Here is a 24,480-nt window from a genome sequence, read left to right on the forward strand (position 1 = left end):
CAATCTTTGGAAGGACCCCTGGTCACCAGCGTTCAGCTGGGACCAGGGGTCCTTTTTGTTTTTGCACTGCGCGCTGGGCACCCGGCTGCGCGAGAATGACTTTGCGGTACCGAAGACAGGAGTCACCATGTCCACCAACTCTCCCGACGACCGACCGGAGCGCGACCAGCGGCGACGGGAGGGGGACCGGAGCGACCGCGGCGGTCAGCGCGGGGACCGTGGCGACCGTGGCGGCTTCCGCCGCAGCGACCGAGGTGAGCGGAGCGACCGCGGTGAGCGTGGTGGCTTCCGGCGTGATGACAACCGTGGTGGTGGCGGCCGGCGTGACGACCGCGACCGAGGACCGCGCAGGGACGACCGTGACCGGGGCGGCTTCCGGCGGGACGACCGCGGTGACCGTCCCTCCTTCCGGCGGGATGACCGAGGAGAGCGACGGGACGACCGGGACCGTGGCGGGTTCCGCCGCGACGACAACCGTGGCGGTGGCTACGGCCGCCGTGACGACAGCCGGCGCGATGACCGACGGGGCGATGACCGCGGGCAGCGCGGTGGCTTCCGACGGGATGACCGTCGGGACGACAGGCGCGATGACCGCCGTGACGACAGGCGCGAGGGCGACCGAGGAGGGTTCCCCCGGCGTGACGACCGTGCCCCGGAGCGCCGCGACAACCGGGACCGTAATTTCCGTGGCGACGACCGGGACCGCGGGCCTCGGGGCGACGACCGCGACCGTGGCTTCCGGCGCGACGACCGGGACCGTGGCTTCCGTGGGGACGACCGTGACCGCGGTTTCCGGCGTGACGACCGGGACCGTGGCCCCCGCGGCGACGACCGCGACCGTGGCTTCCGGCGTGACGACCGCGGTGGCTTCCGCGGCCGTGACGAGCGCCGTGACGACCGTCGCGGGGACGACCGCGGGGAGCGCGGCGGTTTCCGGCGCGACGACGCCCCTCGGGGCGGGCGTGGCGGATTCCGCCGGGACGACGGTCCTCGGAGCGAGCGTGGCGAGTTCAGGCGAGACGACAGCCGTGACACCCGCGGCGACCGCGGTGGTTTCCGTGGGCGGGACGACCGTGGGCGTGGCCCGCGGCGTGATGATCGCGGTGGGCGGCCCGGGGGCTTCCGGGGTCGTGATGACCGGCGCGACGACCGTCGGGACGACCGGCGTGGCGGCGGCCGGTTCCGTGAGGAGCGGGAGCGGGACAGGGAGCCGATCAAGCGGCTGCCGATCCCCGAGGACGTCACGGGCGAGGAGATCGACAAGGACGTACGGCAGGAGCTCCAGAGCCTGCCGAAGACGCTCGCGGACGATGTCGCGAAGAACCTGGTGATGGTCGCGCGGCTCCTCGACGAGGACCCCGAGGGCGCGTACGGCTACTCCAGGGTGGCGCTGCGGCTGGCGTCGCGGGTCGCCGCCGTGCGGGAGGCCGCCGGGTTCGCCGCGTATGCCACTCAGAAGTACGGCGAGGCGCTGGCCGAGTTCCGGGCCGCCAAGCGGATGACGGGGAACATCGACCTGTGGCCTGTCATGGCCGACTGCGAGCGCGGGCTCGGACGGCCGGAGAAGGCGCTGGACATGGCCGGGGCGCCCGAGGTGCACAAGCTCGACAAGGCCGGACAGGTCGAGATGCGGCTCGTCGCGGCCGGTGCGCGGCGGGACATGGGGCAGCTGGACGCGGCCATCGTGACGCTGCAGAGCCCGGAGCTGGCCTCCAACTCCGTGCAGCCGTGGACCGCTCGCCTGCGGTACGCCTACGCCGACGCACTGCTGGAGGCCGGGCGGGAGAGCGAGGCGCGGGAGTGGTTCGCGAAGGCCGTGGAGGCCGACCGGGACGGCAGCACGGACGCCTCGGACCGGCTCGCCGAGCTGGACGGGGTGGAGTTCGTGGACGCCCTGGCCGAGGACGAGGACCAGGGTGAGGGCGGCGACACCGCCGAGGAGGAGAAGGACTGACATCGCGCGGAGGGGGCGGGTCCCGGTCGGGATCCGCCCCCTTCGTGTGTCGGAAACAGCGCGTCAGAGGTCCAGCGCGCGCAGTACCAGGCCCGAGGCAGGCTTCGGGCCGAACGACGTCGACTTGCGCGGCATGGTGACGCCCTGCCGGGCCAGGTCGCGGACGACCTCCTCGCGGACCGGGTGCATCAGGACGGCCGTACCGCCGTCGCGTTCCGCCTTCGCGACCGTGGCGGCCGTGTCGTGGATGTAGGAGATGTGGGCGGGGGAGTCCTCGGGGATGCGCCAGACGTGGTCGAGGAGCGTGGCGTGCAGGACCGTCGCGTCGAGGGTGCGCCAGGCGGTGGGGCGGTCGGCGGGGACCGTGCGGGCCAGGAGGTCCGGGTCCGGTCGGTCGACGAGGTGGAAGGCGCCGTCGCCGGCGAGCAGGAACGCGTTGCCCGCGCAGGCCGCGTCCGCGAGCGTCGCCAGGGCTTCGGGCAGGGGGACTTCGAGGCGGCGCACGCGGAAGTGGCCGTCCAGGGCGGCTACGGCGTCGCCGACCGGCAGGTCGTGGAGGAGGCGGTGGATGGCGCGGACGCGGAGGGGGTAGCGGGCCGTGTCGACCAGGAGGACCAGGCCGTGGTCCCACGGGCTGGGGGAGGGGTGCTCCGTGCGGAGGCGGCGGTAGGTCGCCCAGCGGTGGTGGCCGTCGGCGATGAGGGCTTGGTGACGGGCCAGGCCGCTCTGGATCGTCGTCAGGTCGGCGGGGGCGGTGACCGACCACAGGCGGTGGCTGAAGCCGTCCTCCGTGGTGGTCGCGAGGAGCGGTGGCTGCTCGGCGGTGCGCTCGATCAGGTCCGCCGTGGCGGTCGTCGAGTCGTCGCCGCGGTAGGTCAGCAGGAGGGGTTCGAGATTCGCGGAGGTGGCCCGCATCAGGGCCGCGCGGTCGGCGACGATGTGCGGCATGACGTCCTCGTGCGGCAGCACCACCTGCTCGGCCGGGTCCGAGACGCGCAGGGCGCCGATGATGCCGCGTTGCAGCATGCCGTTGCCGTCCCGCTGCTCGTAGACGTACAGGCCGGGATCCGGGTCGGTGGTCAGGACGCCCTCGGACAGCCAGCGGCGCAAAGTCTGCGCGGCCTGGTCGTTGCGGGCGCTGGGAGTGGCGGCCTGGGGGAGGATCAGGCGGACGATGTTGTGCGGGTCGGCGGACTGGAGATGGTGCACTCCGTCGGGGCGGACGACGACGTCGTACGGCGGGGACGTCACTGCGGCCAGGCTGCCGACCCGGTCGGGGTCGTAGCGAAGGCCTCGGAACGGGGTGAGTTCCAGGCCTCGGCGCTCCGTTGCTTCCGAGTGACCTGCTGTGTTCATCCCGGCATCGTACGGCTGTCAGTGGCATGGGGGATGATCGGGGGAAAGCCGTCGAACGAGGAGCGATGCGGGATGAGCCGGAGCGTCAGGACGAGGCCCGAGGGCAGTGGGCAGGCCCTGAACGAGGCGTACGACACGGCGCTGCTCGACCTGGACGGTGTCGTGTACGCGGGCGGGAGCGCGATCGCGTACGCCGTGGAGTCGCTGGCCACGGCGCGGACGGGCGGGATGCGTCTGGCGTACGTCACCAACAACGCGCTGCGGACTCCGGACACCGTGGCCGAGCATCTGACCGAGCTGGGCATACCGACGGGCGCGGACGACGTCATCACCTCGGCGCAGGCGGTCGCGCGGCTGATCAGCGAGCAGGTGCCGCAGGGCGCTCGCGTGCTGGTGATCGGCGGTGAGGGGCTCCGGGTGGCGCTGCGCGAGCGCGGGCTGGTGCCCGTGGAGTCGGCGGACGACGATCCGGTGGCGGTGGTGCAGGGGTACGGCGGTCCCGAGCTGCCGTGGGGGCGCTTCGCGGAGGCCAGTTACGCCGTCGCGCGCGGTGTGCCCTGGTTCGCCTCGAACACCGACCTGACGATTCCGAGCGGGCGTGGTATCGCACCGGGCAACGGCGCGGCGGTGGAGGTGGTGCGGATCGCCACGGGCGCCGAGCCGCAGGTCGCGGGCAAGCCGCTGCCGCCGATGCACCGGGAGACCATCCTGCGGACCGGGGCGGAGCGGCCGCTGGTGGTGGGCGACCGGCTGGACACAGACATCGAGGGCGCGTTCAACGGGGAGGTCGACTCGCTGCTCGTCCTGACCGGGGTGACCGACGGCGCTCAGCTGCTGGCGGCGCCGCCGCAGCACCGGCCGACGTATGTGGACGCCGATCTGCGCGGGATGCTCAGCGGCCAGCCTGATGTCGTGGAGGCGGGCGACGGCGGCTTCCGGTGCGGTGACTGGACGGCGACGGCCGGTGCGGACCGGCTGGAGCTCGACGGGGACGGTGAGGCGCTGGACGGGCTGCGCGCGTTGTGTGCCGCGGCGTGGACGGCCGCCGGTGCGGGGGTCTGCGAGCTGGACGGAGGGAAGTCGCTGGCGAGGCTGGGGCTTTGACTGCCGGTTGGATCCTTGGTTCGCGGGCACGCTCCGGTCGGGCGCCCGTGGCGGCGGCAGGGCTCGGGATCGAGATCGAATGGCAGGGTAGGCTAACCTAACCTGCGTGTTGGTCGAGAGTCCCCCCGAACAGCGCGCGGAGACCGCCCCCGCGCCCCCGGCCCGACGGGCGATACGTGCCTTTGGGCTCGTCCTGGCCGTCGCGATCCTGGTGCTCGTCGCGCTGGCGAGTATCGCGATCGGAGCGAAAGAACTGTCCCTCGGGCAGGTCTGGCACGGCTTGTTCGAGGACTCGGGGACGTACGGCGACGTCGTCGTCGCGGAGCGGCTGTCGCGGACCGTGCTCGGGCTGCTGGCCGGAGCAGCCCTCGGTCTGGCCGGAGCGGTTCTCCAGGCGCTCACGCGCAACCCGCTGGCCGACCCCGGGCTGCTCGGCATCAACGCGGGCGCGTCCGCCGCGGTCGTCACGGCCATCACGTACCTCGGGATCACCTCGCTCAGCGGCTACGTCTGGTTCGCGTTCCTCGGCGCGGCCGCGGTCGGGGCGCTGGTGTGGTTCCTGGGCGGCAGCCGGGGCGCGACGCCGGTGCGGCTCGCGCTCGCCGGTACGGCGCTCAGCGCCGCGCTCTACGGCTACCTGCAGGCCGTGATGATCATGGACGACGCGGCGCTCGGCAAGATGCGGTTCTGGACGGTCGGTTCACTGTCCTCGGCGAGCGACTCGATCATCAGGCAGGTCCTGCCGTTCCTGCTGGCCGGCATGGTCCTGGCGCTGGCGCTGTCCCGGCCGCTCAACGCCATGGCCATGGGCGACGACACCGCCAAGGCGCTCGGCGCCAACCTGAACCGGACGCGGGCGCTGTCCATGCTGGCGGCGACCGTGCTGTGCGGGGCGGCGACCGCGGCCTGCGGGCCGATCGTGTTCGTCGGGCTGATGGTGCCGCACGTCGTGCGTTCCTTCACCGGGCCCGACCTGCGCTGGATCCTGCCGTACGCGGCGATCCTGTCGCCGGTGCTGCTGCTCGGCGCCGACGTCGTCGGCCGGATCGTGGCCCGGCCCGCGGAACTGCAGGTGGGCATCGTCACCGCGATCCTCGGCGGGCCGGTGTTCATCTATCTCGTACGACGGCGGAGGACGGCGCAGCTGTGAAGACCACCAACCGTGCTGTGAGGACCCCGGGCGGGCTCTCCGTGCGCCTGGACGTGCGGGCCTTCACCGTCGTGCTCCTGCTGCTGGTCGCGGCGCTCACGGCGAGTGTCGTGCTCATCGGCACCGGCGACTTCCCGATCCCGGCCGCCGACGTGCTGCGGACGCTGTTCGGCGAGGGCAACGCCGGCCAGGAGTTCATCGTCAACGAACTGCGGCTGCCGCGGGTCCTGGTCGGGCTGCTGGTCGGCGCCTCGCTCGGGCTCGGGGGCGCGCTGTTCCAGTCCATCTCCCGCAATCCGCTGGGCAGTCCGGACGTGCTGGGCCTCGGGCAGGGGGCGACGGCCGGAGCGCTCACGGTGATCGTGCTGTTCTCCGGGAGCGCGAACCAGGTCGCCGCCGGCGCGCTGGTGGGCGGCCTGGTGACCGGCCTGGCCATCTATGTGCTCGCCTGGAAGCGGGGCGTGCACGGATACCGGCTGGTGCTGGTCGGTATCGGTGTCTCCGCGATCGTCACGGCGGTCAACGGCTATCTGCTCACCAAGTCCGACATCGTGGACGCGGCCCGCGCGGTCGTGTGGATGACCGGATCCCTCGACGGCCGTGACTGGGCCCAGGTGTGGCCGCTGCTCGGGCTGTGCGCCGTGCTCGTGCCGCTCGTCCTGAGCAACGCGCGCGGGCTGCGGATGATGGAGATGGGTGACGACGTGTCGTACGCCCTCGGGGTGCGGGTGGAGCGCGTACGGCTGCTGCTGATGGTGGCGGCCGTGTTGCTGACAGCGTCGGCGACCGCCGCTGCCGGTCCCGTCAGCTTCGTCGCGCTCACCGCGCCGCAGCTGGCCCGGCGCCTGACCCGTGCGCCGGGCCCGAACCTGCTGGCCTCCCTGTGCATGGGCGCCGCCCTGCTGGTCATCGCCGACTGGCTCTCGCAGCGGGCGTTCGGCGCCGAGCAGTTGCCCGTGGGTGTGGTCACCGGCGTGCTCGGCGGTGTCTATCTGCTGTGGCTGCTGGTCACCGAGCGCAAGGCGGGCCGGATATGAGCAAGAACCGAAGGAGCACCGTGAACCGTCTGTCCGCCGAGAACGTCACCCTCGCCTACGACCAGCGGGTGATCGCCGAGCAACTGTCGGTGGAGATACCCGACAACTCCTTCACCGTGATCGTCGGCCCCAACGCGTGCGGCAAGTCGACGCTCCTGCGGGCGCTGTCGCGGATGCTCAAGCCCAGTGCGGGCCGGGTGCTGCTCGACGGTCGGACCATCCAGTCGATGCCCGCGAAGAAGGTCGCGCGGACGCTCGGTCTGCTGCCCCAGTCGTCCATCGCGCCCGACGGCATCACCGTCGGCGATCTGGTGGGCCGCGGCCGCTACCCGCACCAGGGGATCCTGCGCCAGTGGTCGACCGAGGACGAGCGGGTCGTCCAGGAGTCGATGCGGCAGACCGGCGTCGCCGAGCTGGCCGAGCGCTACGTCGACGAGCTGTCGGGCGGTCAGCGCCAGCGCGTGTGGATCGCCATGGCACTCGCCCAGCAGACGCCGTTGCTGCTGCTCGACGAACCGACGACGTACCTGGACATCCAGCACCAGATCGACGTGCTGGACCTGTGCGCGGAGCTGCACGAGGAGCAGGGGCGCACGCTCGTCGCCGTGCTCCACGACCTGAACCACGCCGCCCGCTACGCCACGCACCTCATCGCCCTGCGCGAGGGCCGGGTCATCGCCGAGGGCACGCCGAAGGACATCGTCACGGCCGACCTGGTGGAGGAGGTCTTCGGACTGCGCTGCCAGGTCATCGACGACCCGGAGACGGGCACGCCCCTGGTCGTGCCGGCGGCGCGCAAGGCACGCGCCGGGGCCCCGGCAGGGAACGGGGCCGGGCAGGCGGTCGCTACAGAAGCTTCCTGAGCTGCAGCAGGTCGCGCACACCCGCGTGCAGTTTCACCCGGCCCGAGCCCCAGGCCTTGGCGAAGCTCAGCTCGCCGTCGACCAGGGCGACCAGGTCGTCGCCCGTCATGGCGAGCCTGATCTCGGCCCTGTCCGGCGGCGGTCCCTGCACGGTGTCGTGCACCTCGATCCGCCCGCCGCGCATGCGGCCGACGAAGGTGACGTCCAGGTCCGTGATGTGGCAGCTCACCGAACGGTCCAGGGCCGCCGCGTCGCGGACGTCCCCTTCGGCGCGCTGCATGTTGTCGGAGAGCTTGTCGAGTGCGCTGCGGCACTCCTCGATCGTGGCCATCGCGGTCGACGGTACCGCAGCGGTTCGCGGTAGCGTCGGGGCATGGAAGACGCAGTTCCCGAAACGCCGGCGGCGGAGGAAGAGCCCGCTCCCGCGCCGGAGCCCGAGCCGGCGCCGGAACCGGAGGACGACCCCGCCGCCCCCGCCCCGCTGGACGTGCCCCGCACCCCCACGGGCAACGCCGACGTGGACGCGGCCCTGGACCGGCTCGGTGACGCGGACCACCTCGCCACGGACGGACACGTCGAGGTGTACGAGGATGTACACCGGGGGCTGCGCGACGCGCTCACCGCGCTCGACGCCCGCCCGGGACCTCCGGTGCCCCCGCGGCCGTACGAACACAGGAGCTGAACACACCGTGGCAGGAGTCGCTCGCCGCCGTCTCGACGCGGAGCTGGTCCGCCGGAAGCTCGCGCGCTCGCGTGAGCATGCCGGCCAGCTGATCGCCGCCGGGCGGGTCTCCGTCGGCAAGACCGTCGCGACCAAACCCGCCACGCAGGTGGAGACCGCGGCCGCGATCGTCGTCGCGGCCGACGACAACGACCCCGACTACGTGTCGCGCGGCGGCCACAAGCTCGCCGGCGCGTTGGCGGCGTTCATGCCGCAGGGCCTGGTCGTCGATGGGCGCAGGGCGCTCGACGCCGGCGCGTCCACCGGCGGTTTCACCGATGTCCTGCTGCGGGCGGGCGCCGCCCATGTCGTCGCCGTGGACGTCGGATACGGACAACTCGCCTGGTCTCTTCAGAACGATGAACGCGTCACCGTCAAGGACCGTACGAACGTACGCGAATTGACACTTGAAGAGATAGATGGGGAGCCTGTGGATCTTGTCGTGGGGGATCTGTCCTTCATCCCGCTCGGGCTGGTCCTGCCCGCCCTGGTGCGGTGCGTGAAGCCGGACGCGGACCTGGTGATGATGGTCAAGCCGCAGTTCGAGGTGGGGAAGGAGCGGCTGGGCAGCGGGGGAGTCGTGCGCAGCACCCAGCTGCGGGCCGAAGCGGTGGCGGGGGTGGCCCAGAAGGCCTGGGGACTGGGGCTCGGGGTGAAGGGCGTGACGGCCAGTCCGCTGCCCGGGCCTTCGGGGAATGTCGAATACTTTCTGTGGCTGCGGGCCGGGGCACCGGAACTGGACCCGGCCGATGTCGACCGTGCAGTGGCGGAGGGGCCGCGTTGACCGAGAACCGAGCTCGTACTGTTTTCCTGCTCGCCCACACCGGGCGGCCCGCCGCCGTGCGCAGTGCCGAGCTCGTGGTGAAGGGACTGCTGCGCTCCAGGCTGGGCGTGCGCGTCCTGGAGGCCGAGGCGCGTGACCTGCCGCTGCCGGACGAGGTGGAGCTGGTCAAGGAGGCCACTCCGCAGTGCCTCGACGGGTGTGAGCTGCTCATCGTGCTGGGCGGTGACGGCACGCTGCTGCGCGGTGCCGAGTTCGCCCGGGCGTCGGGCGTGCCGATGCTCGGCGTCAACCTCGGGCGGGTCGGGTTCCTCGCGGAGGCCGAGCGGGACGACCTCGACAAGGTCGTCGACCGGGTGGTGACCAAGGCGTACGAGGTCGAGGAGCGGATGACCGTCGACGTCGTGGTGCACCGCAACGGGGACATCGTGCACACGGACTGGGCGCTGAACGAGGCGGCCGTGCAGAAGGTGTCCGCCGAGCGGATGCTGGAGGTCGTCCTGGAGATCGACGGGCGGCCGGTGACGGGGTTCGGCTGTGACGGGATCGTGTGCGCCACGCCCACGGGGTCGACGGCGTACGCGTTCTCCGCGGGTGGGCCGGTGGTGTGGCCGGAGGTCGAGGCGTTGTTGATGGTGCCGATCAGCGCGCACGCGTTGTTCGCGAAGCCGTTGGTGACATCGCCGGATTCTGTGTTGGCTGTGGAGGTTCTGCCACACATTCCGCCGGGGGTGCTGTGGTGTGACGGGCGGCGGACCGTGGAGTTGCCGCCCGGGGCGCGGGTGGAGGTGCGGCGGGGGGCTGTGCCGGTGCGGCTGGCCCGGCTGCATCATGCGTCGTTCACGGACCGGCTGGTGGCCAAGTTCGCGCTGCCCGTTTCCGGGTGGCGGGGGGCTCCTCACTAGCGGTTTGTGGGGGGTGGTTGCTCGTCGTCGGCGGGTGCGGGTTCGTTGTGGCTGGTAGCGCAGTTCCCCGCGCCCCTGAAAGAAGGGCGTTGCCACTCTCGTGGGTGACAAGACCGGGCCAGTCGCAATCCCTGGCCCGGACCTCGTAAGGTCGTGTCCGTGTTGGAGGAGATGCGGATACGGTCGCTCGGTGTGATCGACGACGCCGTTGTCGAGCTGTCGCCCGGGTTCACCGCGGTCACCGGTGAGACGGGTGCGGGCAAGACCATGGTGGTCACCAGCCTCGGGTTGCTGCTGGGCGGGCGCGCGGACCCGGCGCTCGTGCGGATCGGGGCCGGGAAGGCCGTGGTGGAGGGGCGGATCACCGTCCCGGACGACGCCACGGTCGCCGTACGTGCCGAGGAGGCCGGGGCCGAGCTCGACGACGGGGCTCTGCTGATCAGCCGTACCGTTTCCGCCGAGGGGCGCTCACGGGCGCACCTGGGCGGGCGCAGCGTGCCCGTCGGCGTGCTCGCCGAGCTAGCCGACGAGCTGGTGGCCGTGCACGGGCAGACCGACCAGCAGGGGCTGCTCAAGCTGTCCCGGCAGCGGCAGGCGCTCGACCGGTACGCGGGCGACGCGGTCGCCGTGCCGCTGGCCAAGTACGGCGAGGCGTACAAGCGGCTGCGGGCCGTCTCCGCCGAGCTCGACGAGATCACCACGCGCGCGCGTGAGCGGGCCCAGGAGGCCGACATGCTGCGCTACGGGCTCGACGAGATCGCCGCCGTGGAGCCCCGGGCCGGTGAGGACGTGGAGCTCGCCGAGGAGGCCGAGCGGCTCGGGCACGCCGAGGCCCTGGCGTCCGCCGCCGCGGTCGCGCACGCCGCGCTCGCGGGCAATCCGGAGGACCCGGAGGGCGTCGACGCCGGGACGCTCGTCGCGGGCGCGCAGCGGGCCCTGGACGCCGTACGGTCGCACGACCCGGCGCTGGCCGCGCTCGCCGACCGCATCGGGGAGATCGGGATCCTGCTGCGCGACGCGGCCGGTGACCTGGCCGGGTACGCCGACGACCTGGACGCCGATCCGCTGCGGCTGGCGGCCGTCGAGGAGCGGCGGGCCGCCCTGACCGGGCTGACGCGGAAGTACGGCGAGGACATCGCCGCCGTGCTGGCCTGGGCCGAGCGCAGTGCCGCCCGGCTGACCGAACTCGACGGCGACGACGAGCGGATCGGGGAACTGACCGCCGAGCGGGACGCGCTGCGGGCCGAACTGGGCGGGCTGGCACAGGCGTTGACGGACGCGCGCACGGAGGCCGCCGAGCGGTTCGCCGCGGCCGTGACCGCCGAGCTGGCCTCGCTGGCCATGCCGCACGCGCGGGTGTCCTTCGACATCCGGCAGACCGAGGACCCGGAGGGCGTCGAGGTCGGCGGCCGTCCGGTCGCGTACGGGCCCGCGGGTGCCGACGAGGTCGAGCTGCTGCTCGCCCCGCACCCGGGCGCGCCGCCGCGGCCGATCGCCAAGGGGGCGTCCGGCGGTGAGCTGTCCCGTGTGATGCTGGCCGTGGAGGTCGTGTTCGCGGGGACGGATCCCGTGCCGACGTACCTCTTCGACGAGGTCGACGCCGGTGTCGGTGGCAAGGCGGCGGTCGAGATCGGCCGGCGGCTCGCGCGCCTGGCGAAGACCGCGCAGGTCGTGGTCGTGACCCATCTCCCACAGGTCGCCGCCTTCGCCGACCGGCAGTTGCTGGTCGAGAAGACGAACGACGGGTCGGTCACCCGTTCCGGTGTGAAGGTGCTGGAAGGGGAGGAGCGGGTCCGGGAGCTGTCCCGGATGCTCGCCGGCCAGGAGGACTCGGAGACGGCCCGGGCGCACGCGGAGGAGCTGCTGGCGACGGCCCGGGCGGATCTGTAGCGAAGACGCGGTCGTGTAGTTGACGGGAGACGTGCCGATCTTCACTCGTGTGGGTGACCCGGCCCGGCGCGTCTCCCCGCTGCCGCGCCCCGCTGTCGCGCCGCCGGGCTTCGGGCGTTCCCGGAACTCGCATGTGTCCTGGCATCCTTGGCGGAGGACGCGTGGGAATCCTGCGCGGTGACCGCCCGACCCGAACCAGGAGCCCGGCCACGTGACCCCCGTGAGCAGCCACTCACCGCATGGCCAGTCGCCGTTGCGCACCGTTCAGGTGCTGGGCGGAGGCAATGCGGCCAGCAGTGTGCATGTGCGCTCCCTGACTGCGGGGCTCGTCGCGCGGGGCGTGAAGGTCACGGTGTGCGCCCCCTATGAGGCGGAGCGCGCCTATGACTTCAGCGGTGTCGGGGCCGACCATGTGCATGTGCCGCGCAGCAGTGACCCGGTGTCGGTCGCGGCCCTGCGGGTGGCCTGTGCCGATGCCGATCTGGTGCACGCGCACGGGCTGCACGCCTCGTTCCGCACCGTGCTCGCTCTCAGCGGGCGGCGCGTGCGGACTCCGCTGGTCGTGACGTGGCACGACCGGGCGCACGCCGACGGGGCCCGCGCCCATCTGCTGCGGGTGCTGGAGCGGCGGGTCGTGAAGGCGGCCACCGTGGTGCTGGGGACGACCTCGGCCCTCGTGGACCGGGCGCGGCGGAGCGGCGCGCGGGACGCGCGGCTCGCGGCCGTCGCGCTGCCCGGCCCCCGCAGGTCCGTCGAGCCCGACGATCCCGACCGGCTGCGGCCCAAGGTGCGTGCCGAACTCGGCTCCATCGGACGGCCGTTGCTGATGGCCGTCGGCTCTCTGGAGCGGCACCGGGGGTACGACGTGCTGCTGGACGCCGCGCGCGCGTGGCGCCGGCTCGACCCCGTGCCCCTGGTCGTGATCGCGGGCGAGGGGCCGCTGCGCGGTGAACTCCAGGAGCGGATCGAGGACGAGGGGCTGCCCGTCCGGCTCATCGGGCGGCGCGACGACATCACCGACCTGCTCGCCGCCGCCGACCTCGCCCTGCTGCCGAGCCGGCGGGAGGAGGCGCGCTCCGTCCTCGCCCAGGAGGCCCTCCACACGCGTGTGCCGCTCGTCGCGACCGACGTCGGCGGCATCCCGGAACTCGTCGGCGACGCGGCCGAACTCGTACCGTGCGGTGACGCGGAGGCGCTCGCCGGCACCGTCGTACGCCTGCTCGGCGACCCCGAGCGCCGGGAGCTGCTGAAGGCCAGGGGCGCCCGGCAGGCGGCGACCTGGCCGAGCGAGGACGAGACGGTCGCCCAAGTGCTCAGCGTGTACGACGAGTTGACCCAGCCCCGGCCCCTCGCCTAGGGCCTGACGTTTGTATCAGACCCCGCTCACCGGCGCTGACGAGATGCCGCCGATTCCCTGCGACCTGATCCAAACGACAGGCCCTAGGGGCCGCCCTGGAGCGGACCCTGGGGAACGTGCCTGCGGGCCCGCAGCGCCAGGCTCAGGGCCAGTACCGTCTGCGGGTCGTCGAGGTCCGTGCCCAGCAACTCCCCGATGCGCGCCAGACGGTTGTAGAGCGTCTGCCGGTTGAGGTGGAGCTCCCGGGCCGTCTCCGCCTTGCGTCCCGCGTGGGCGAGGTAGGTCGACAGGGTGGGCAGCAGCGGCGGACGGGAGCGCCGGTCGTGTTCCAGGAGCGGGCCGAGGGCCCGGTCGACGAAGGCGGCCAGGTCCGGATGGTCGCGCAGCCGCCACAGCAGCAGATCGATGTCCAGGCGCCGGGCGTCGTACCAGGGCCGGTCCGGCAGGCCCTGGGCCGCCGTGGCCGTCTCGGCCGCGTGCCGCAGGCCCGACGCCGCGGCCGTCCAGCCTCCGGCCACCCCCACGACCACCACGGGCGGCTGCCCGCCAGGCCGCAGCATCCCGGCCCGGCCGACCCCGGCCCGCAGCGCCGCCGCGACCCGGTCCGCGACCGTCGCCCGCTCAGCCTCCGAGCGCAGCCCCAGCAGCACCAGCACCCGGCTCTCCACCGGCCGCACCCCGAGCAGCACCGGCACGCCCACCGAGGCCAGTTCCTCGGACACCGCCCGGGCGAGCACGGCCCAGCCTCCCCCCGGCGACAGGGCGTCGCCGAGCCGCATGACGACCGGCAGCAGCGGGCCGTCGCCCGGCCGGAAGCCGAGGACGCGCGCCTGCGCCGGGGCGTCCTGAGCCGTGACCCGGCCCTCGGCGAGGTCCGTGAGGAAGTCGCCGCGCCCGCGCGCCGCCAGCTCCTCCTCCTGCCGTGCCTGCATCAGCACCACGGCCAGGATGCCCGCGGCCCGCTCGGCGGCCATCCGGTGCACCGGCGCCAGGGAAGCCCGTACGGGCAGCAGGACGAGCCGCGCGCGGACGCCCCCGCTGCCGGGCCCGCCGCCCGGCACGTCCACCAGGACCGAGCCCGCGAGCGGCGGCTCGTCCTTGTGCTGGCCGCGCAGCCCTTCCCACACCTGGAGCGGGTCCGCGCCCTCGGGACCGGCCCCCGCGGCGTACAGCAACTGCCCGTCCGCCGTCTCCAGGAAGACGGGGTTGCCGCCGAAGTCGGCCAGGATGCCGAGGACCTGGGGCACCCCGCCGCCGCCCAGCAGGGCCTCCGTGCACCGCCGGTGCACCTCCTCCGCCCGCTGGAGCAGCGCGTAGTGGCCATTGACGATCTCGGTGTGGATCTCCTCCGTGACCGTGACGAACGGCACCTCGCGGTGCAGCTGGACGAGCGGCAGCCCGGCCGAACGGGCCGTGTCGACGAGGGCGGCGGGCAGCCGTGTGAAGCGCGGGCCGAGCTCCACGACCAGGGCGGCGATGCCGCGCTCGGCCAGCGTGCGCACGAACGCCCGCTGTTCGGCCGGGCGGGCGCCGAGGCCGTAGCCCGTGGTCAGCAGCAGCTCGCCGCCCTTGAGCAGCGAAGCGATGTGCGGCACCTCACCGGCGTGCACCCAGCGCACGGTCCGCCCCAGCCGGTCGGCCCCCGCCAGCACCTCGGGCAGCCCACTGCGCAGCCCCGGCAGCTCCAGTGCCCGCTGCACCGTGATCCCGGCGCCCCGGGTGTCGAAGCCGCTGTCCGTCCCGCTGTCCATGAGCCGGACGCTACCCGTGCAGCTGCCTCCGGGACATCTGCGGAGGGGCACCGGGACGATCACCTTCCCGAGTCCGCGGCGGATCTCAACGGATTACGACGTGATCGACCGGGTACGGGCGCGGTCATGGACATCAGTGTGGTCGCGGTGGGGCGTGAGGACGACAGCCCGGTCGAGGAGCCGTTGCGGGTGGCGGTGCTCGCCGACCGGCTCGGGTACCGGGAGGTGTGGGCGGGCGAGGGACCGACGTGGGACTCGTTCGTCCTGGCGACGGCGATCGGCGCGGCCACCGAGCAGGCGACGCTGACGGCCGGCCCCGTCCCGGTGTCGGTGCGCGACCCGCTCACCATCGTGCGGGGCGCCGCGTCCACCGCGGCCGTCACCGGCCGGCCCGTCGGCGTGGCCCTGGGCACCTCCAGCAAGCGCGTCGTCGAGGGCGTGCACGGCCGGCCGCGGACCCGGCCCGCCGCCGCCCTCGCGGAGTCGGCGGCGGCCGTGCGCGCGCTGATGGACAGCCGGCCGGGCGAGCCGATCGTGCCCGGCAGCGGTTTCCCGCGCCGTCTCCCGCCGCCGGGAGGCATGGTCACCGTCGCGGCGTTCGGCGAACGCGCGGTCGCCGCGGCCGTCGAGCACGCCGACCGGATGCTGCTCGACATCGTCTCCCCCGAGCAGGTCCGCATGCTGCGGGCCCGGATGCTCGCCGCCGCCGAGCGGGCCGGGCGTACGCCGCCCCGGCTGGCCGCCTGGCTGCCCGCCGCCGTGGATCCGGAGCCCGAGACGCTCACCCAGGTCCTGCGCAGCGTCGTCGGCTATCTCACCGTGCCGGGCTACAGCGACATGTTCGTCGAGGCGGGGTTCGCCGAGGTCGTCGAACTGGCCGCCAAGGGTGCCGACCCCGACACGCTGCTGCGGGCCCTGCCGCCCGAGGCCGCGGAGAGGGTCGCGCTGGTCGGCGATGTCGGTACCGTCCGCGCCCGCATCGACGCCTACGCCGAGGCCGGCCTCGACGAGATCGCCCTGGTCCCGGCCACGGCGGGCGACGTGGCGGGGGAGCGGACGCTCACGGCCCTCAGGCCGGCGTGATGTTGTGGTTGAAGCGGAACACGTTGTCCGGGTCGTAACGCCGCTTCAGCTCCGCCAGCCGCCGGGTGTTCTCCGCGCCCAGTCCCGCGACCACCCGATCGGTGCCCTCGTCACCGATGAAGTTCAGGTAGACGGCACCGGTGCTCCACGGCCGCACGTCGGCGCGCACGTCCCGCACCCACCGCACGCACCGCTCGTCGTCCGCCGGGTCCTCCCAGATGCCGAAGGGATGCACCGCCCAGGGCGCGTCCCGGTAGGGCACCGGATACTCGCCCGGGCCGTCGGCGATCGCCCCGCCCTGCGGGAACAGCACGTGCTGGGTGCCGGTGGGCACCGGCATGGACGCGGCCCGGGCGCAGAAGACGTCCACGAAGTCGTCGGGCGCGCCCGTCAGGTACTCCGCCGACCAGTAGTTCCGCATGCCCGGCGGGTCGTCGATCATGCACTGGACGTCGGCGTACGGCATCGCGCCGACGATCTCGGCCTCGTGCGGCAGGGCCAGCAGGGGCTGGGCGACCTTGCGCATGTCGTCCTCGCCGCCGGCGTACGTCAGCAGCGTGCCGCACACGAGCGTGCCCACGAGGTGCTCGGGCACGAACTCCTCCGGCGGGCCGGTGAAATAGAGGGCGCCACCGCCCGCCTCGTCGGGCCCGTGCGCGATCACCTCGCGGTAGGTGCGCACCACGTCCGGGCCGTGTTCCGGCAGGTACAGCACCAGCGCGATGGAGAACTCGGGCAGTTCGTGCAGCCGCAGCGTCATCGCCGTGGCGACGCCGAAGTTACCGCCGCCGCCGTGCAGGGCCCAGAACAGGTCCGGGTTCTCGTCCGCGTCGGCGTGGACACGGGTGCCGTCGGCGGTGACGAGTTCGACTCCCAGCAGGTTGTCGACGGCGAGCCCGCACCAGCGGTCGAGCCAGCCGGTGCCGCCGCCCAGCACGAAGCCGCCGACGCCGGTGGTGGAGGCACGACCGCCGGTCGTCGCCAGTCCGTACGGCTGGGTGGCCCGGTCCAGGTGGCTCATCGTGGCCCCGCCGGCGACCCGGACCGCCTGGGCCGCCGGATCCACGGTCACCTCGTGCATCCGGCGCAGATCGACCACCACGCCGCCGTCGCTCACGGCCATGCCCGCCACGCTGTGGCCGCCGCCCCGGACCGCGACGGGCAGATCCAGCTCCCTGGCGAACCGCACGGCCCGCACGACGTCGTCCTCGTCGGCGCACTGCGCGAGCACGGCGGGCCGTCGGTCGATCATGGCGTTGAAGACGGCCCGGGCCTCGTCGTAGCCCGGGTCCTCCGGAGCGAACACGTCGCCGGTCAGATCCTCGCGCAGCGCGGTGAGGGCCGCGCCCGCCTTCGAGAGGGAAGCCATGGCCGCCCCCTTCCCAAAAGGGGGAATTGTCCGCTTCAAGCCTAGGCGGCCACGGCCGGTCGGGCCCGTTCAGCCGCCGTAGGCCCCCGAAGCCGTCAGACGCAGCGCCGTGTCGATCAGCGGCACGTGGCTGAACGCCTGCGGGAAGTTGCCGACCTGGCGCTGCAGGCGCGGGTCCCACTCCTCCGCCAGCAGGCCGAGGTCGTTGCGCAGCGACAGCAGCTTCTCGAACAGCTTGCGGGCCTCGTCCACGCGGCCGATCATCGCCAGGTCGTCGGCCATCCAGAACGAGCAGGCCAGGAACGCGCCCTCGTCACCGGGCAGGCCGTCGACACCCTCGTCGCCGCCCGAGGTCGGGTAGCGCAGGATGAAGCCGTCCGGCGTGGACAGCTCCCGCTGGATCGCCTCGATGGTGCCGATGACGCGCTTGTCGTCCGGCGGCAGGAAGCCCATCTGCGGGATCAGCAGCAGCGACGCGTCCAGCTCCTTCGAGCCGTACGACTGCGTGAAGGTGTTGCGTTCCTTGTCGTAGCCCTTCTCGCACACGTCCCGGTGGATGTCGTCGCGCAGCTCCTTCCAGCGCTCCAGCGGGCCGTCCGCGTCGCCGGACTCGATCAGCTTGATCGTGCGGTCGACGGCGACCCAGGCCATCACCTTGGAGTGCACGAAGTGGCGGCGCGGGCCGCGCACCTCCCAGATGCCCTCGTCCGGGTTCTGCCAGTGGTCCTCCAGGTAGCGGATCAGCTTCAGCTGGAGCAGCGAGGCGTAGTCGTTGCGGGCGAGGCCCGTCATGTGGGCCAGGTGCAGGGCCTCGGTGACCTCGCCGTAGACGTCCAGCTGGAGCTGGTGCGCGGCGCCGTTGCCGACCCGGACCGGGGTGGAGTTCTCGTAGCCCGGCAGCCAGTCCAGCTCCGCCTCGCCGAGCTCGCGCTCGCCGGCGATGCCGTACATGATCTGGAGGTTCTCCGGGTCGCCGGCCACGGCCCGCAGCAGCCACTCGCGCCAGGCGCGGGCCTCCTCGCGGTAGCCGGTGCGCAGCAGTGAGGACAGGGTGATCGCCGCGTCCCGCAGCCACGTGTAGCGGTAGTCCCAGTTACGGACGCCACCGATGTCCTCCGGCAGGGACGTGGTCGGCGCGGCGACGATGCCGCCGGTCGGGGCGTACGTCAGGGCCTTCAGCGTGATCAGCGAGCGGACCACCGCCTCCCGGTAGGGGCCGTGGTACGTGCAGTGGTCGACCCACTCGCGCCAGAAGTCCTCCGTCGCCTCCAGCGACTGCTCGGGCTCGGGCAGCGGCGGCGGCTCCTTGTGCGAGGGCTGCCAGGAGATCGTGAACGCGATCCGGTCACCCGGCGCGACGGTGAAGTCCGCGTACGTGGTCAGCGACTTGCCGTAGGTCTCGGCGGATGTGTCGAACCACACGGAGTCGGGGCCCGCCACGGCCACGGTGCGCCCCTCGTGCTTGTGCACCCACGGCACCACCCGCCCGTAGGAGAACCGCATCCGCAGCGCCGAGCGCATCGGCACCCGGCCCGAGACGCCCTCCACGATCCGGATCAGCTGCGGGGCGCCGTCACGCGGCGGCATGAAATCGGTCACCCGGACCGTGCCCCGCTGGGTGTCCCACTCGGACTCCAGGATCAGCGAGTCACCGCGGTAGCTGCGCCGGGCCGCGGTGGGCGGCTGCTGGTCGGAGGCGTACGCCGGGCCGAGCCGCCAGAAGCCGTGCTCCTCGTTGCCCAGCAGGCCGGCGAAGATGGCGTGCGAGTCGAAGCGGGGCAGGCACAGCCAGTCGACTGTGCCGTCCCGGCAGACCAGGGCAGCGGTCTGCATGTCTCCGATGAGTGCGTAGTCTTCGATGCGCCCGGCCACGTGCAACTCCAGTCGAACGGCCACGTCACCCCACGAGGGGGCTGTCGCTAGTGCGGTCAAGGGGGGTTTTCAGCAGTCTTGCAATCCGTCGTTGAGCGATGAAGCAAAACAGGTCGCTCTGCCGTGATGCAAAGTGCCAATTGTTGCTCAACGAACTGACGAGCTCACGTTGTTCCGGTGCTTACGGGCGGGGGTGGTTGCCGTGGGGCCGGGCGGGCTCGGCAGCGAGTGTCCGAGCAGGATACGACGCATGCAGATGATCTGGGTGCCGCTCCGGGCAAGGCGAGTACGCCGAACGAGTGAGCAAGGGGTGAGAGACCGGTGTGGGTTGCCGTCTCCGTGGCGGCGCGTGCGCGGAGCGTGGCCGGAAGCCATCGCCCCGCGGCGCTGATACGCTGGTAGCCCGTGGACCGGTGGGCAGCAAACCCCCGAACCGCAGCGACGGCAACCCCCGGAAAACTCCGGCAGGCAGCCGCACCGCACCCCCAGACCGCGACCACGGGAGCCCCCTCTTGGCCATGCCGCCCGCTGCTTTTCGAAACTCGACGACCAAGCACATCTTCGTCACCGGGGGTGTCGCCTCCTCGCTCGGCAAGGGCCTGACGGCCTCCAGCCTCGGCATGCTGCTCAAGGCCCGGGGCCTGCGCGTCGTGATGCAGAAGCTCGACCCGTACCTGAACGTCGACCCCGGCACGATGAACCCCTTCCAGCACGGTGAGGTGTTCGTCACCAACGACGGCGCAGAGACCGACCTGGACATCGGCCACTACGAGCGCTTCCTCGACCGCGACCTGGACGGCTCCGCGAACGTCACCACCGGCCAGGTGTACTCCACCGTGATCGCCAAGGAGCGGCGCGGCGAGTACCTGGGCGACACCGTGCAGGTCATCCCGCACATCACCAACGAGATCAAGCACCGCATCCGCCGCATGGCGACGGACGAGGTCGACGTCGTGATCACGGAGGTCGGCGGCACGGTCGGCGACATCGAGTCGCTGCCGTTCCTGGAGACCGTCCGCCAGGTCCGGCACGAGGTCGGCCGCGACAACGTCTTCGTCGTCCATATCTCGCTCCTGCCGTACATCGGCCCCTCGGGTGAGCTGAAGACGAAGCCCACACAGCACTCGGTTGCGGCCCTGCGCAACATCGGTATCCAGCCGGACGCGATCGTGCTGCGGTGCGACCGCGAGGTGCCGACCGCGATCAAGCGGAAGATCTCGCTGATGTGCGACGTCGACGAGGCCGCCGTCGTCGCCTGCCCCGACGCCCGCTCGATCTACGACATCCCGAAGACCGTGCACGGCGAGGGCCTGGACGCCTACGTGGTCCGCAAGCTGGACCTGCCGTTCCGGGACGTCGACTGGACGACCTGGGACGACCTGCTCGACCGCGTCCACAACCCCGACCACGAGATCACCCTCGCACTGGTCGGCAAGTACATCGACCTGCCCGACGCCTACCTGTCGGTCACCGAGGCGCTGCGCGCCGGCGGCTTCGCCAACCGGGCCCGCGTGAAGATCAAGTGGGTCACCTCCGACGACTGCAAGACCCCGGCGGGCGCGGCCCAGCAGCTCGGCGACGTCGACGGCATCTGCATCCCCGGCGGCTTCGGCGACCGCGGCGTGCTCGGCAAGGTCGGAGCGATCAAGTACGCCCGCGAGAACAGGATCCCGCTGCTCGGCCTCTGCCTCGGCCTGCAGTGCATCGTGATCGAGGCCGCGCGCAACCTCGCGGACATCACCGACGCCAACTCCACCGAGTTCGACCCGGCCACCGCCCACCCGGTCATCTCCACGATGGCCGAGCAGCTCGACATCGTCGCCGGCGAGGGCGACATGGGCGGCACCATGCGGCTCGGCATGTACCCGGCGAAGCTGGCCGAGGGCTCCATCGTGCGCGAGGTGTACGACGGCAAGGAGTACGTCGAGGAGCGCCACCGGCACCGCTACGAGGTGAACAACGCCTACCGCGCCGAGCTGGAGAAGAGGGCGGGCATCCTGTTCTCCGGCACCTCGCCGGACGGCAAGCTCGTCGAGTACGTCGAGTACCCGCGCGACGTCCACCCGTACCTGGTCGCCACCCAGGCGCACCCGGAGCTGCGCTCGCGCCCGACGCGCCCGCACCCGCTGTTCGCCGGGCTCGTCAAGGCCGCGGTCGAGCGGAAGACTTCGAAGTAACACACCAGTTGTACGGTGGCCGGGGTGCATCCCTTCAAAGGGTGTGCACCCCGGTTTCTCTTCGGCACGTCGGGCCCGGCACGTGGAGTCGTGCCGGGCACGTGGAAGGACAGGCATGACGATCAAGGACACCCCGGAGGAGTGGGAGATCCGGGCGACGGACACCCCCTTCGTGGGCAACAAGACCTCCGTCCGCACCGACGACGTGGTCATGCCCGACGGCACCGTGGTCGGCCGCGACTACCAGGTCCACCCCGGCTCCGTGGCCGTCCTGGCCCTCGACGAGGCCGACCGCGTCCTGGTCCTGCGCCAGTACCGCCACCCCGTGCGCCACAAGCTGTGGGAGATCCCGGCCGGCCTGCTCGACGTCCCCGGTGAGAACCCGCTGCACGCCGCACAGCGCGAGCTGTACGAGGAGGCGCACGTCAAGGCCGAGGACTGGCGGGTGCTGACCGATGTCTACACCACCCCCGGCGGCTGCGACGAGGCCGTCCGGATCTTCCTCGCCCGTGGTCTGTCCGAGGCCGAGGGCGAGCGCTTCGCGGTTGCGGAGGAAGAGGCCGACATGGAGCTCGACCGGGTGCCGGTCGAGGACCTCGTCCGCGGCGTGCTGGCCGGGGAGCTGCACAACAACTGCCTCGTCGTGGGCGTCCTCTCCCTGGTCGCCGCGCGCGCCGGCGACGGTCTGGACGCACTGCGCCCGGCCCAGGCGCCGTGGCCGGCGCGTCCCTTCGAGGCGTGAAGGTGTCCGAATCCCACCCCTGCGCCCTGCGCGGTGTGAAGATCGGCTGATCCGATCGGGGGATGTGCCCGCCGTGCCCGTCGTGCTCCGCCCGGGGCGTTGCAGAGCGTGAACTAGGCTCTGTTCACGCCCGGACCGGAGTCCCGGCGGGCTTGTGTGTGGTGGGACGGGAGTGTGGCCCGTGACGGATCAGGTCGTGGAGAGAGGCGACGTGCGGCTGACCGGACACGCTGCCGGGGAGAGTCGATTCCTGGGCCGCTCACGGGAGTTGAAGGAACTGCGCGCCGACATCGAGCGTGCCGGCCTCGACACCCTCGCCGGCCGCAAGCCCCCACGCGCGCGGGTGCTGCTCATCGCCGGCCGGCCCGGCTCGGGGCGCACCGCACTCGCCGAGGAGCTCGTCCGGCAGGTCGCGGACCGTTACCCGGACGGGGTACTGCGCGCCCGCCTGAGCGACCCGGACGGCACCCCGGTGCCGGTCGAGCGCACCGCCCGGGACCTGCTCGCCGCCCTGGACCGGGAGGCGCCGGCAGGCGCCTGTGAGGACGACCTCACCGACGCCCTGCGCACCGCCCTGTCCGACCGCCGGGCCCTGCTCCTGCTGGACGACGCTGCCGACGCCGAGCAGGTCGGCGCCCTGCTGCCCGACACCCCGGACTGCCTGGTCGTCGCGGTCTCCGAAGGCCCGCTGACCGGCATCTCGGACGTCCGCCCGTGCACCCTGGGCGGCCTGGACGCCAAGTCCGGGGTGGAGCTGCTGTCCCGGCACACCGGCTCGGTCCGCATCACCGTCGACCCCCGCGCCGCCGAGGGCCTCGCCGAGGAGTGCCAGGGGCAGCCGGCCGCGCTGATGCTGGCCGGTGGCTGGCTCGCCGCCCGCCCCAAGGCGGCCGTCTCCGACCTCGCCAAGCAACTGCGCGCCGAAGACAGCGAGGGGACCGCGCTGAGCCGCGTCTTCCGCCTCGCCTACGCCGCCCTGCCGGCCACCGCCGCCCGGACACTGCGTCTGCTGGCCCTCGCCCCCGCCGGACTCGTCGACCCGCAGACCGCCTCCGCGCTCGCCGGCTGCTCGGTCGGCAGCGCCCGCACCACCCTGGACGACTTCGTCGCCCTCGGTTTCCTGCACGTGGTGGACTCGCCGCTGCCGCAGTACCAGGTGCCGGGCTGCCTGCACGACCGGCTCCGCACCCTCGCCGAGCACCACGAGCGCCCGGGTGAGCTCCAGCTGGCCCGCGCCCGCATGCTGGAGCGGACGGTACGGCTGCTCCAGGCCTGCCGGGCGATCACCGAGACCGACAGCCCCCAGGCGCGCCAGAAGCTCCTCGACCTGCCGCGTGCCCTGCGCTTTCCCACGCCCCGGGCGGCCGCCGAGTGGCTGCGCGTGACCCGGCCCGCCCTGCTGGCCTCGGCCCGGCTCGCGGTCGCCGACGGGCAGCTGGACACGCTGGCGAGGCGGCTGATGTCCCAGCTGGTGCGGACCATGGTGGCGCATGTCGGCACCCAGGCGGCGGCGCCCGACCTCTACGACATCCACAGCCTGGTCCTCGACGTGGCGGAGCGGCGGAACCTGCCCCGCGAGCGGGCCGCCGCCCTGCTCAACCTCGGGGACCTCGACGCCCGGACCGGCCGCACGGCCGACGCGCTGGCCCGCTACCGGGCCGCGCTGGACGCCGGACGCGAGGTGAACGATCCGTATGCGACCGGCCGCGCGATGGAATCCGTAGGCGGTGCGCACCTGGAGCTCGGGGACTTCGACCGGGCCGCCGACTGGTTCGGCCGGGCCCTGGTCGAGCGGCTCGCCCGGGACGAGCGTGCCGAGGCCGCCCGGCTGTACGGGCGGATCGCCGCCGCCCACACCTACGCGGGCCGCTACGGCGAGGCCCTGCGGAACTGGCGCGCGGCGATCGCCGGGCACCGCAGACACGGTGACGTGGCCGCCCAGGCGCGGGCGCTGAGCGAGTTGGCACGGGTCCAGGAGTACGCGGGCCGGCCCGAGGAGTCGCTGCGCACCTGCCGGGAGGCCGTGGAGTGGGCGCGGCGGGCCGAGGACACGCGGTTGCAGGCTGCGCTGCATCTGCGGGTCGCCGACACCCTCGAGCATCTCGGCGACCCCGCCTCGGCCGGGCTGCACCGGGGCGCCGCCGAGCGGCTCCTCGGGGAGGACGAGGAGGACCACGAGGAGCCCGTGGCGGCCTCCGACAGCGACTCACATCGGAAACCGGAACCTGACGCCTGCGAAATCCGTGGCACATCCGCTGGAGATTGATGCAATGAAAGGCTAGACAGCGGGAACACCTTCATTAGACTGGCTCTGCCGCACGTTCTCCTGCGGTCTCTCCCGGTGTGCCCGCGCGCGCCCGGGTATGTC

The 24,480-nt window shown here is 72.9% G+C and carries 20 protein-coding genes; 15 read left to right on the forward strand and 5 right to left on the reverse strand.

What is annotated here, in order from left to right; genetic code table 11:
- Positions 1-227: 227 nt before the first annotated feature.
- On the forward strand, positions 228-1,331 hold the full coding sequence (locus tag GTY47_RS40405) for a hypothetical protein (protein ID WP_202458669.1): 1,104 nt from the start codon (positions 228-230) through the stop codon (positions 1,329-1,331).
- Complete coding sequence (locus tag GTY47_RS40410; protein WP_029181600.1) at positions 1,223-1,954, forward strand: tetratricopeptide repeat protein; 732 nt, start codon at positions 1,223-1,225, stop codon at positions 1,952-1,954. Before GTY47_RS40405 ends, GTY47_RS40410 begins: the two co-directional genes overlap by 109 nt.
- Positions 1,955-2,017: 63 nt before the next feature.
- On the opposite strand, the gene GTY47_RS24905 is transcribed toward GTY47_RS40410, so the two are convergent.
- A complete protein-coding gene (locus GTY47_RS24905; RefSeq protein WP_029181601.1) occupies positions 2,018-3,310 on the reverse strand; it encodes a DUF1015 domain-containing protein in 1,293 nt (430 codons plus the stop codon).
- Positions 3,311-3,382: 72 nt separating this feature from the next.
- Here GTY47_RS24905 and GTY47_RS24910 point away from each other — a divergent pair, with 72 nt between their 5' ends.
- From GTY47_RS24910 to GTY47_RS24925, 4 genes are all read left to right on the forward strand, one after another.
- Complete coding sequence (locus tag GTY47_RS24910) at positions 3,383-4,414, forward strand: HAD hydrolase-like protein (protein ID WP_010046009.1); 1,032 nt, start codon at positions 3,383-3,385, stop codon at positions 4,412-4,414.
- A gap of 106 nt (positions 4,415-4,520) precedes the next feature.
- Positions 4,521-5,564: an iron chelate uptake ABC transporter family permease subunit gene (locus GTY47_RS24915; protein WP_029181602.1), complete on the forward strand. Its 1,044-nt coding sequence runs from the start codon at positions 4,521-4,523 to the stop codon at positions 5,562-5,564.
- Positions 5,561-6,601, forward strand: a complete 1,041-nt coding sequence (locus tag GTY47_RS24920) for an iron chelate uptake ABC transporter family permease subunit (RefSeq protein WP_010046013.1) — start codon at positions 5,561-5,563, stop codon at positions 6,599-6,601. The genes GTY47_RS24915 and GTY47_RS24920 overlap by 4 nt, the downstream gene beginning before the upstream one ends.
- Entirely contained in the window at positions 6,598-7,464 is an 867-nt protein-coding gene (locus GTY47_RS24925) for an ABC transporter ATP-binding protein (RefSeq protein ID WP_078602949.1), read from the forward strand. The genes GTY47_RS24920 and GTY47_RS24925 overlap by 4 nt, the downstream gene beginning before the upstream one ends.
- Here GTY47_RS24925 and GTY47_RS24930 read toward each other — a convergent pair.
- Positions 7,448-7,795 carry a sterol-binding protein gene (locus GTY47_RS24930; protein ID WP_010046015.1) on the reverse strand — a complete coding sequence of 116 codons (348 nt, stop codon included), beginning with the start codon at positions 7,793-7,795 and terminating at the stop codon, positions 7,448-7,450. The genes GTY47_RS24925 and GTY47_RS24930 overlap by 17 nt on opposite strands.
- Before the next feature lie 42 nt (positions 7,796-7,837).
- On the opposite strand from GTY47_RS24930, the gene GTY47_RS24935 reads away from it, so the two are divergent.
- The 5 genes from GTY47_RS24935 (at position 7,838) to GTY47_RS24955 (ending at position 13,118) form a co-directional block, all read left to right on the forward strand.
- Positions 7,838-8,146, forward strand: coding sequence for a hypothetical protein (locus GTY47_RS24935; RefSeq protein WP_010046016.1), 309 nt, complete (start codon positions 7,838-7,840; stop codon positions 8,144-8,146).
- Positions 8,147-8,153: 7 nt separating this feature from the next.
- On the forward strand, positions 8,154-8,969 hold the full coding sequence (locus GTY47_RS24940; RefSeq protein WP_010046018.1) for a TlyA family RNA methyltransferase: 816 nt from the start codon (positions 8,154-8,156) through the stop codon (positions 8,967-8,969).
- Complete coding sequence (locus GTY47_RS24945; RefSeq protein ID WP_029181603.1) at positions 8,966-9,871, forward strand: NAD kinase; 906 nt, start codon at positions 8,966-8,968, stop codon at positions 9,869-9,871. The genes GTY47_RS24940 and GTY47_RS24945 overlap by 4 nt, the downstream gene beginning before the upstream one ends.
- 171 nt (positions 9,872-10,042) lie before the next feature.
- Positions 10,043-11,761, forward strand: a complete 1,719-nt coding sequence (recN, locus tag GTY47_RS24950; RefSeq protein ID WP_029181604.1) for a DNA repair protein RecN — start codon at positions 10,043-10,045, stop codon at positions 11,759-11,761.
- A 211-nt stretch (positions 11,762-11,972) separates the two neighbouring features.
- Positions 11,973-13,118: a glycosyltransferase family 4 protein gene (locus tag GTY47_RS24955; protein WP_029181605.1), complete on the forward strand. Its 1,146-nt coding sequence runs from the start codon at positions 11,973-11,975 to the stop codon at positions 13,116-13,118.
- Between the two features lie 83 nt (positions 13,119-13,201).
- On the opposite strand, the gene GTY47_RS24960 is transcribed toward GTY47_RS24955, so the two are convergent.
- Positions 13,202-14,869: a PucR family transcriptional regulator ligand-binding domain-containing protein gene (locus tag GTY47_RS24960; RefSeq protein WP_010046027.1), complete on the reverse strand. Its 1,668-nt coding sequence runs from the start codon at positions 14,867-14,869 to the stop codon at positions 13,202-13,204.
- A gap of 126 nt (positions 14,870-14,995) precedes the next feature.
- On the opposite strand from GTY47_RS24960, the gene GTY47_RS24965 reads away from it, so the two are divergent.
- Positions 14,996-15,952, forward strand: coding sequence for an LLM class F420-dependent oxidoreductase (locus GTY47_RS24965; protein ID WP_010046029.1), 957 nt, complete (start codon positions 14,996-14,998; stop codon positions 15,950-15,952).
- Here the strand turns inward: GTY47_RS24965 and GTY47_RS24970 are convergent.
- Together GTY47_RS24970 and GTY47_RS24975 are read right to left on the reverse strand one after the other, a co-directional pair.
- A complete protein-coding gene (locus tag GTY47_RS24970; protein ID WP_010046030.1) occupies positions 15,939-17,321 on the reverse strand; it encodes an FAD-binding oxidoreductase in 1,383 nt (460 codons plus the stop codon). The two genes, GTY47_RS24965 and GTY47_RS24970, sit on opposite strands and share 14 nt — an antisense overlap.
- Positions 17,322-17,390: 69 nt before the next feature.
- Positions 17,391-19,193 carry a glycoside hydrolase family 15 protein gene (locus GTY47_RS24975; RefSeq protein WP_010046031.1) on the reverse strand — a complete coding sequence of 601 codons (1,803 nt, stop codon included), beginning with the start codon at positions 19,191-19,193 and terminating at the stop codon, positions 17,391-17,393.
- 518 nt (positions 19,194-19,711) lie between these two features.
- Here GTY47_RS24975 and GTY47_RS24980 point away from each other — a divergent pair.
- The 3 genes from GTY47_RS24980 (at position 19,712) to GTY47_RS24990 (ending at position 24,378) form a co-directional block, all read left to right on the forward strand.
- On the forward strand, positions 19,712-21,370 hold the full coding sequence (locus GTY47_RS24980; protein WP_010046033.1) for a CTP synthase: 1,659 nt from the start codon (positions 19,712-19,714) through the stop codon (positions 21,368-21,370).
- Between the two features lie 115 nt (positions 21,371-21,485).
- Entirely contained in the window at positions 21,486-22,112 is a 627-nt protein-coding gene (locus GTY47_RS24985; protein ID WP_010046035.1) for an NUDIX hydrolase, read from the forward strand.
- 181 nt (positions 22,113-22,293) lie between these two features.
- Positions 22,294-24,378: a tetratricopeptide repeat protein gene (locus GTY47_RS24990; RefSeq protein ID WP_010046038.1), complete on the forward strand. Its 2,085-nt coding sequence runs from the start codon at positions 22,294-22,296 to the stop codon at positions 24,376-24,378.
- Positions 24,379-24,480 lie beyond the last annotated feature (102 nt).

The sequence above is a fragment of the Streptomyces sp. SID5464 genome (assembly GCF_009862985.1).
Classification (GTDB): Bacteria; Actinomycetota; Actinomycetes; order Streptomycetales; family Streptomycetaceae; genus Streptomyces; species Streptomyces chartreusis_D.

Coding starts and splice junctions, on each gene's coding strand:
- GTY47_RS24960 (WP_010046027.1), bottom strand. CDS start 14,869: ATGGACAGCGGGACGGACAGCGGCTTCGACACCCGGGGCGCCGGGATC.
- GTY47_RS24970 (WP_010046030.1), bottom strand. CDS start 17,321: ATGGCTTCCCTCTCGAAGGCGGGCGCGGCCCTCACCGCGCTGCGCGAG.
- GTY47_RS24980 (WP_010046033.1), top strand. CDS start 19,712: ATGCCGCCCGCTGCTTTTCGAAACTCGACGACCAAGCACATCTTCGTC.
- GTY47_RS24985 (WP_010046035.1), top strand. CDS start 21,486: ATGACGATCAAGGACACCCCGGAGGAGTGGGAGATCCGGGCGACGGAC.
- GTY47_RS24965 (WP_010046029.1), top strand. CDS start 14,996: ATGGACATCAGTGTGGTCGCGGTGGGGCGTGAGGACGACAGCCCGGTC.
- GTY47_RS24925 (WP_078602949.1), top strand. CDS start 6,598: ATGAGCAAGAACCGAAGGAGCACCGTGAACCGTCTGTCCGCCGAGAAC.
- GTY47_RS24910 (WP_010046009.1), top strand. CDS start 3,383: ATGAGCCGGAGCGTCAGGACGAGGCCCGAGGGCAGTGGGCAGGCCCTG.
- GTY47_RS24905 (WP_029181601.1), bottom strand. CDS start 3,310: ATGAACACAGCAGGTCACTCGGAAGCAACGGAGCGCCGAGGCCTGGAA.
- recN (WP_029181604.1), top strand. CDS start 10,043: ATGCGGATACGGTCGCTCGGTGTGATCGACGACGCCGTTGTCGAGCTG.
- GTY47_RS24930 (WP_010046015.1), bottom strand. CDS start 7,795: ATGGCCACGATCGAGGAGTGCCGCAGCGCACTCGACAAGCTCTCCGAC.
- GTY47_RS24935 (WP_010046016.1), top strand. CDS start 7,838: ATGGAAGACGCAGTTCCCGAAACGCCGGCGGCGGAGGAAGAGCCCGCT.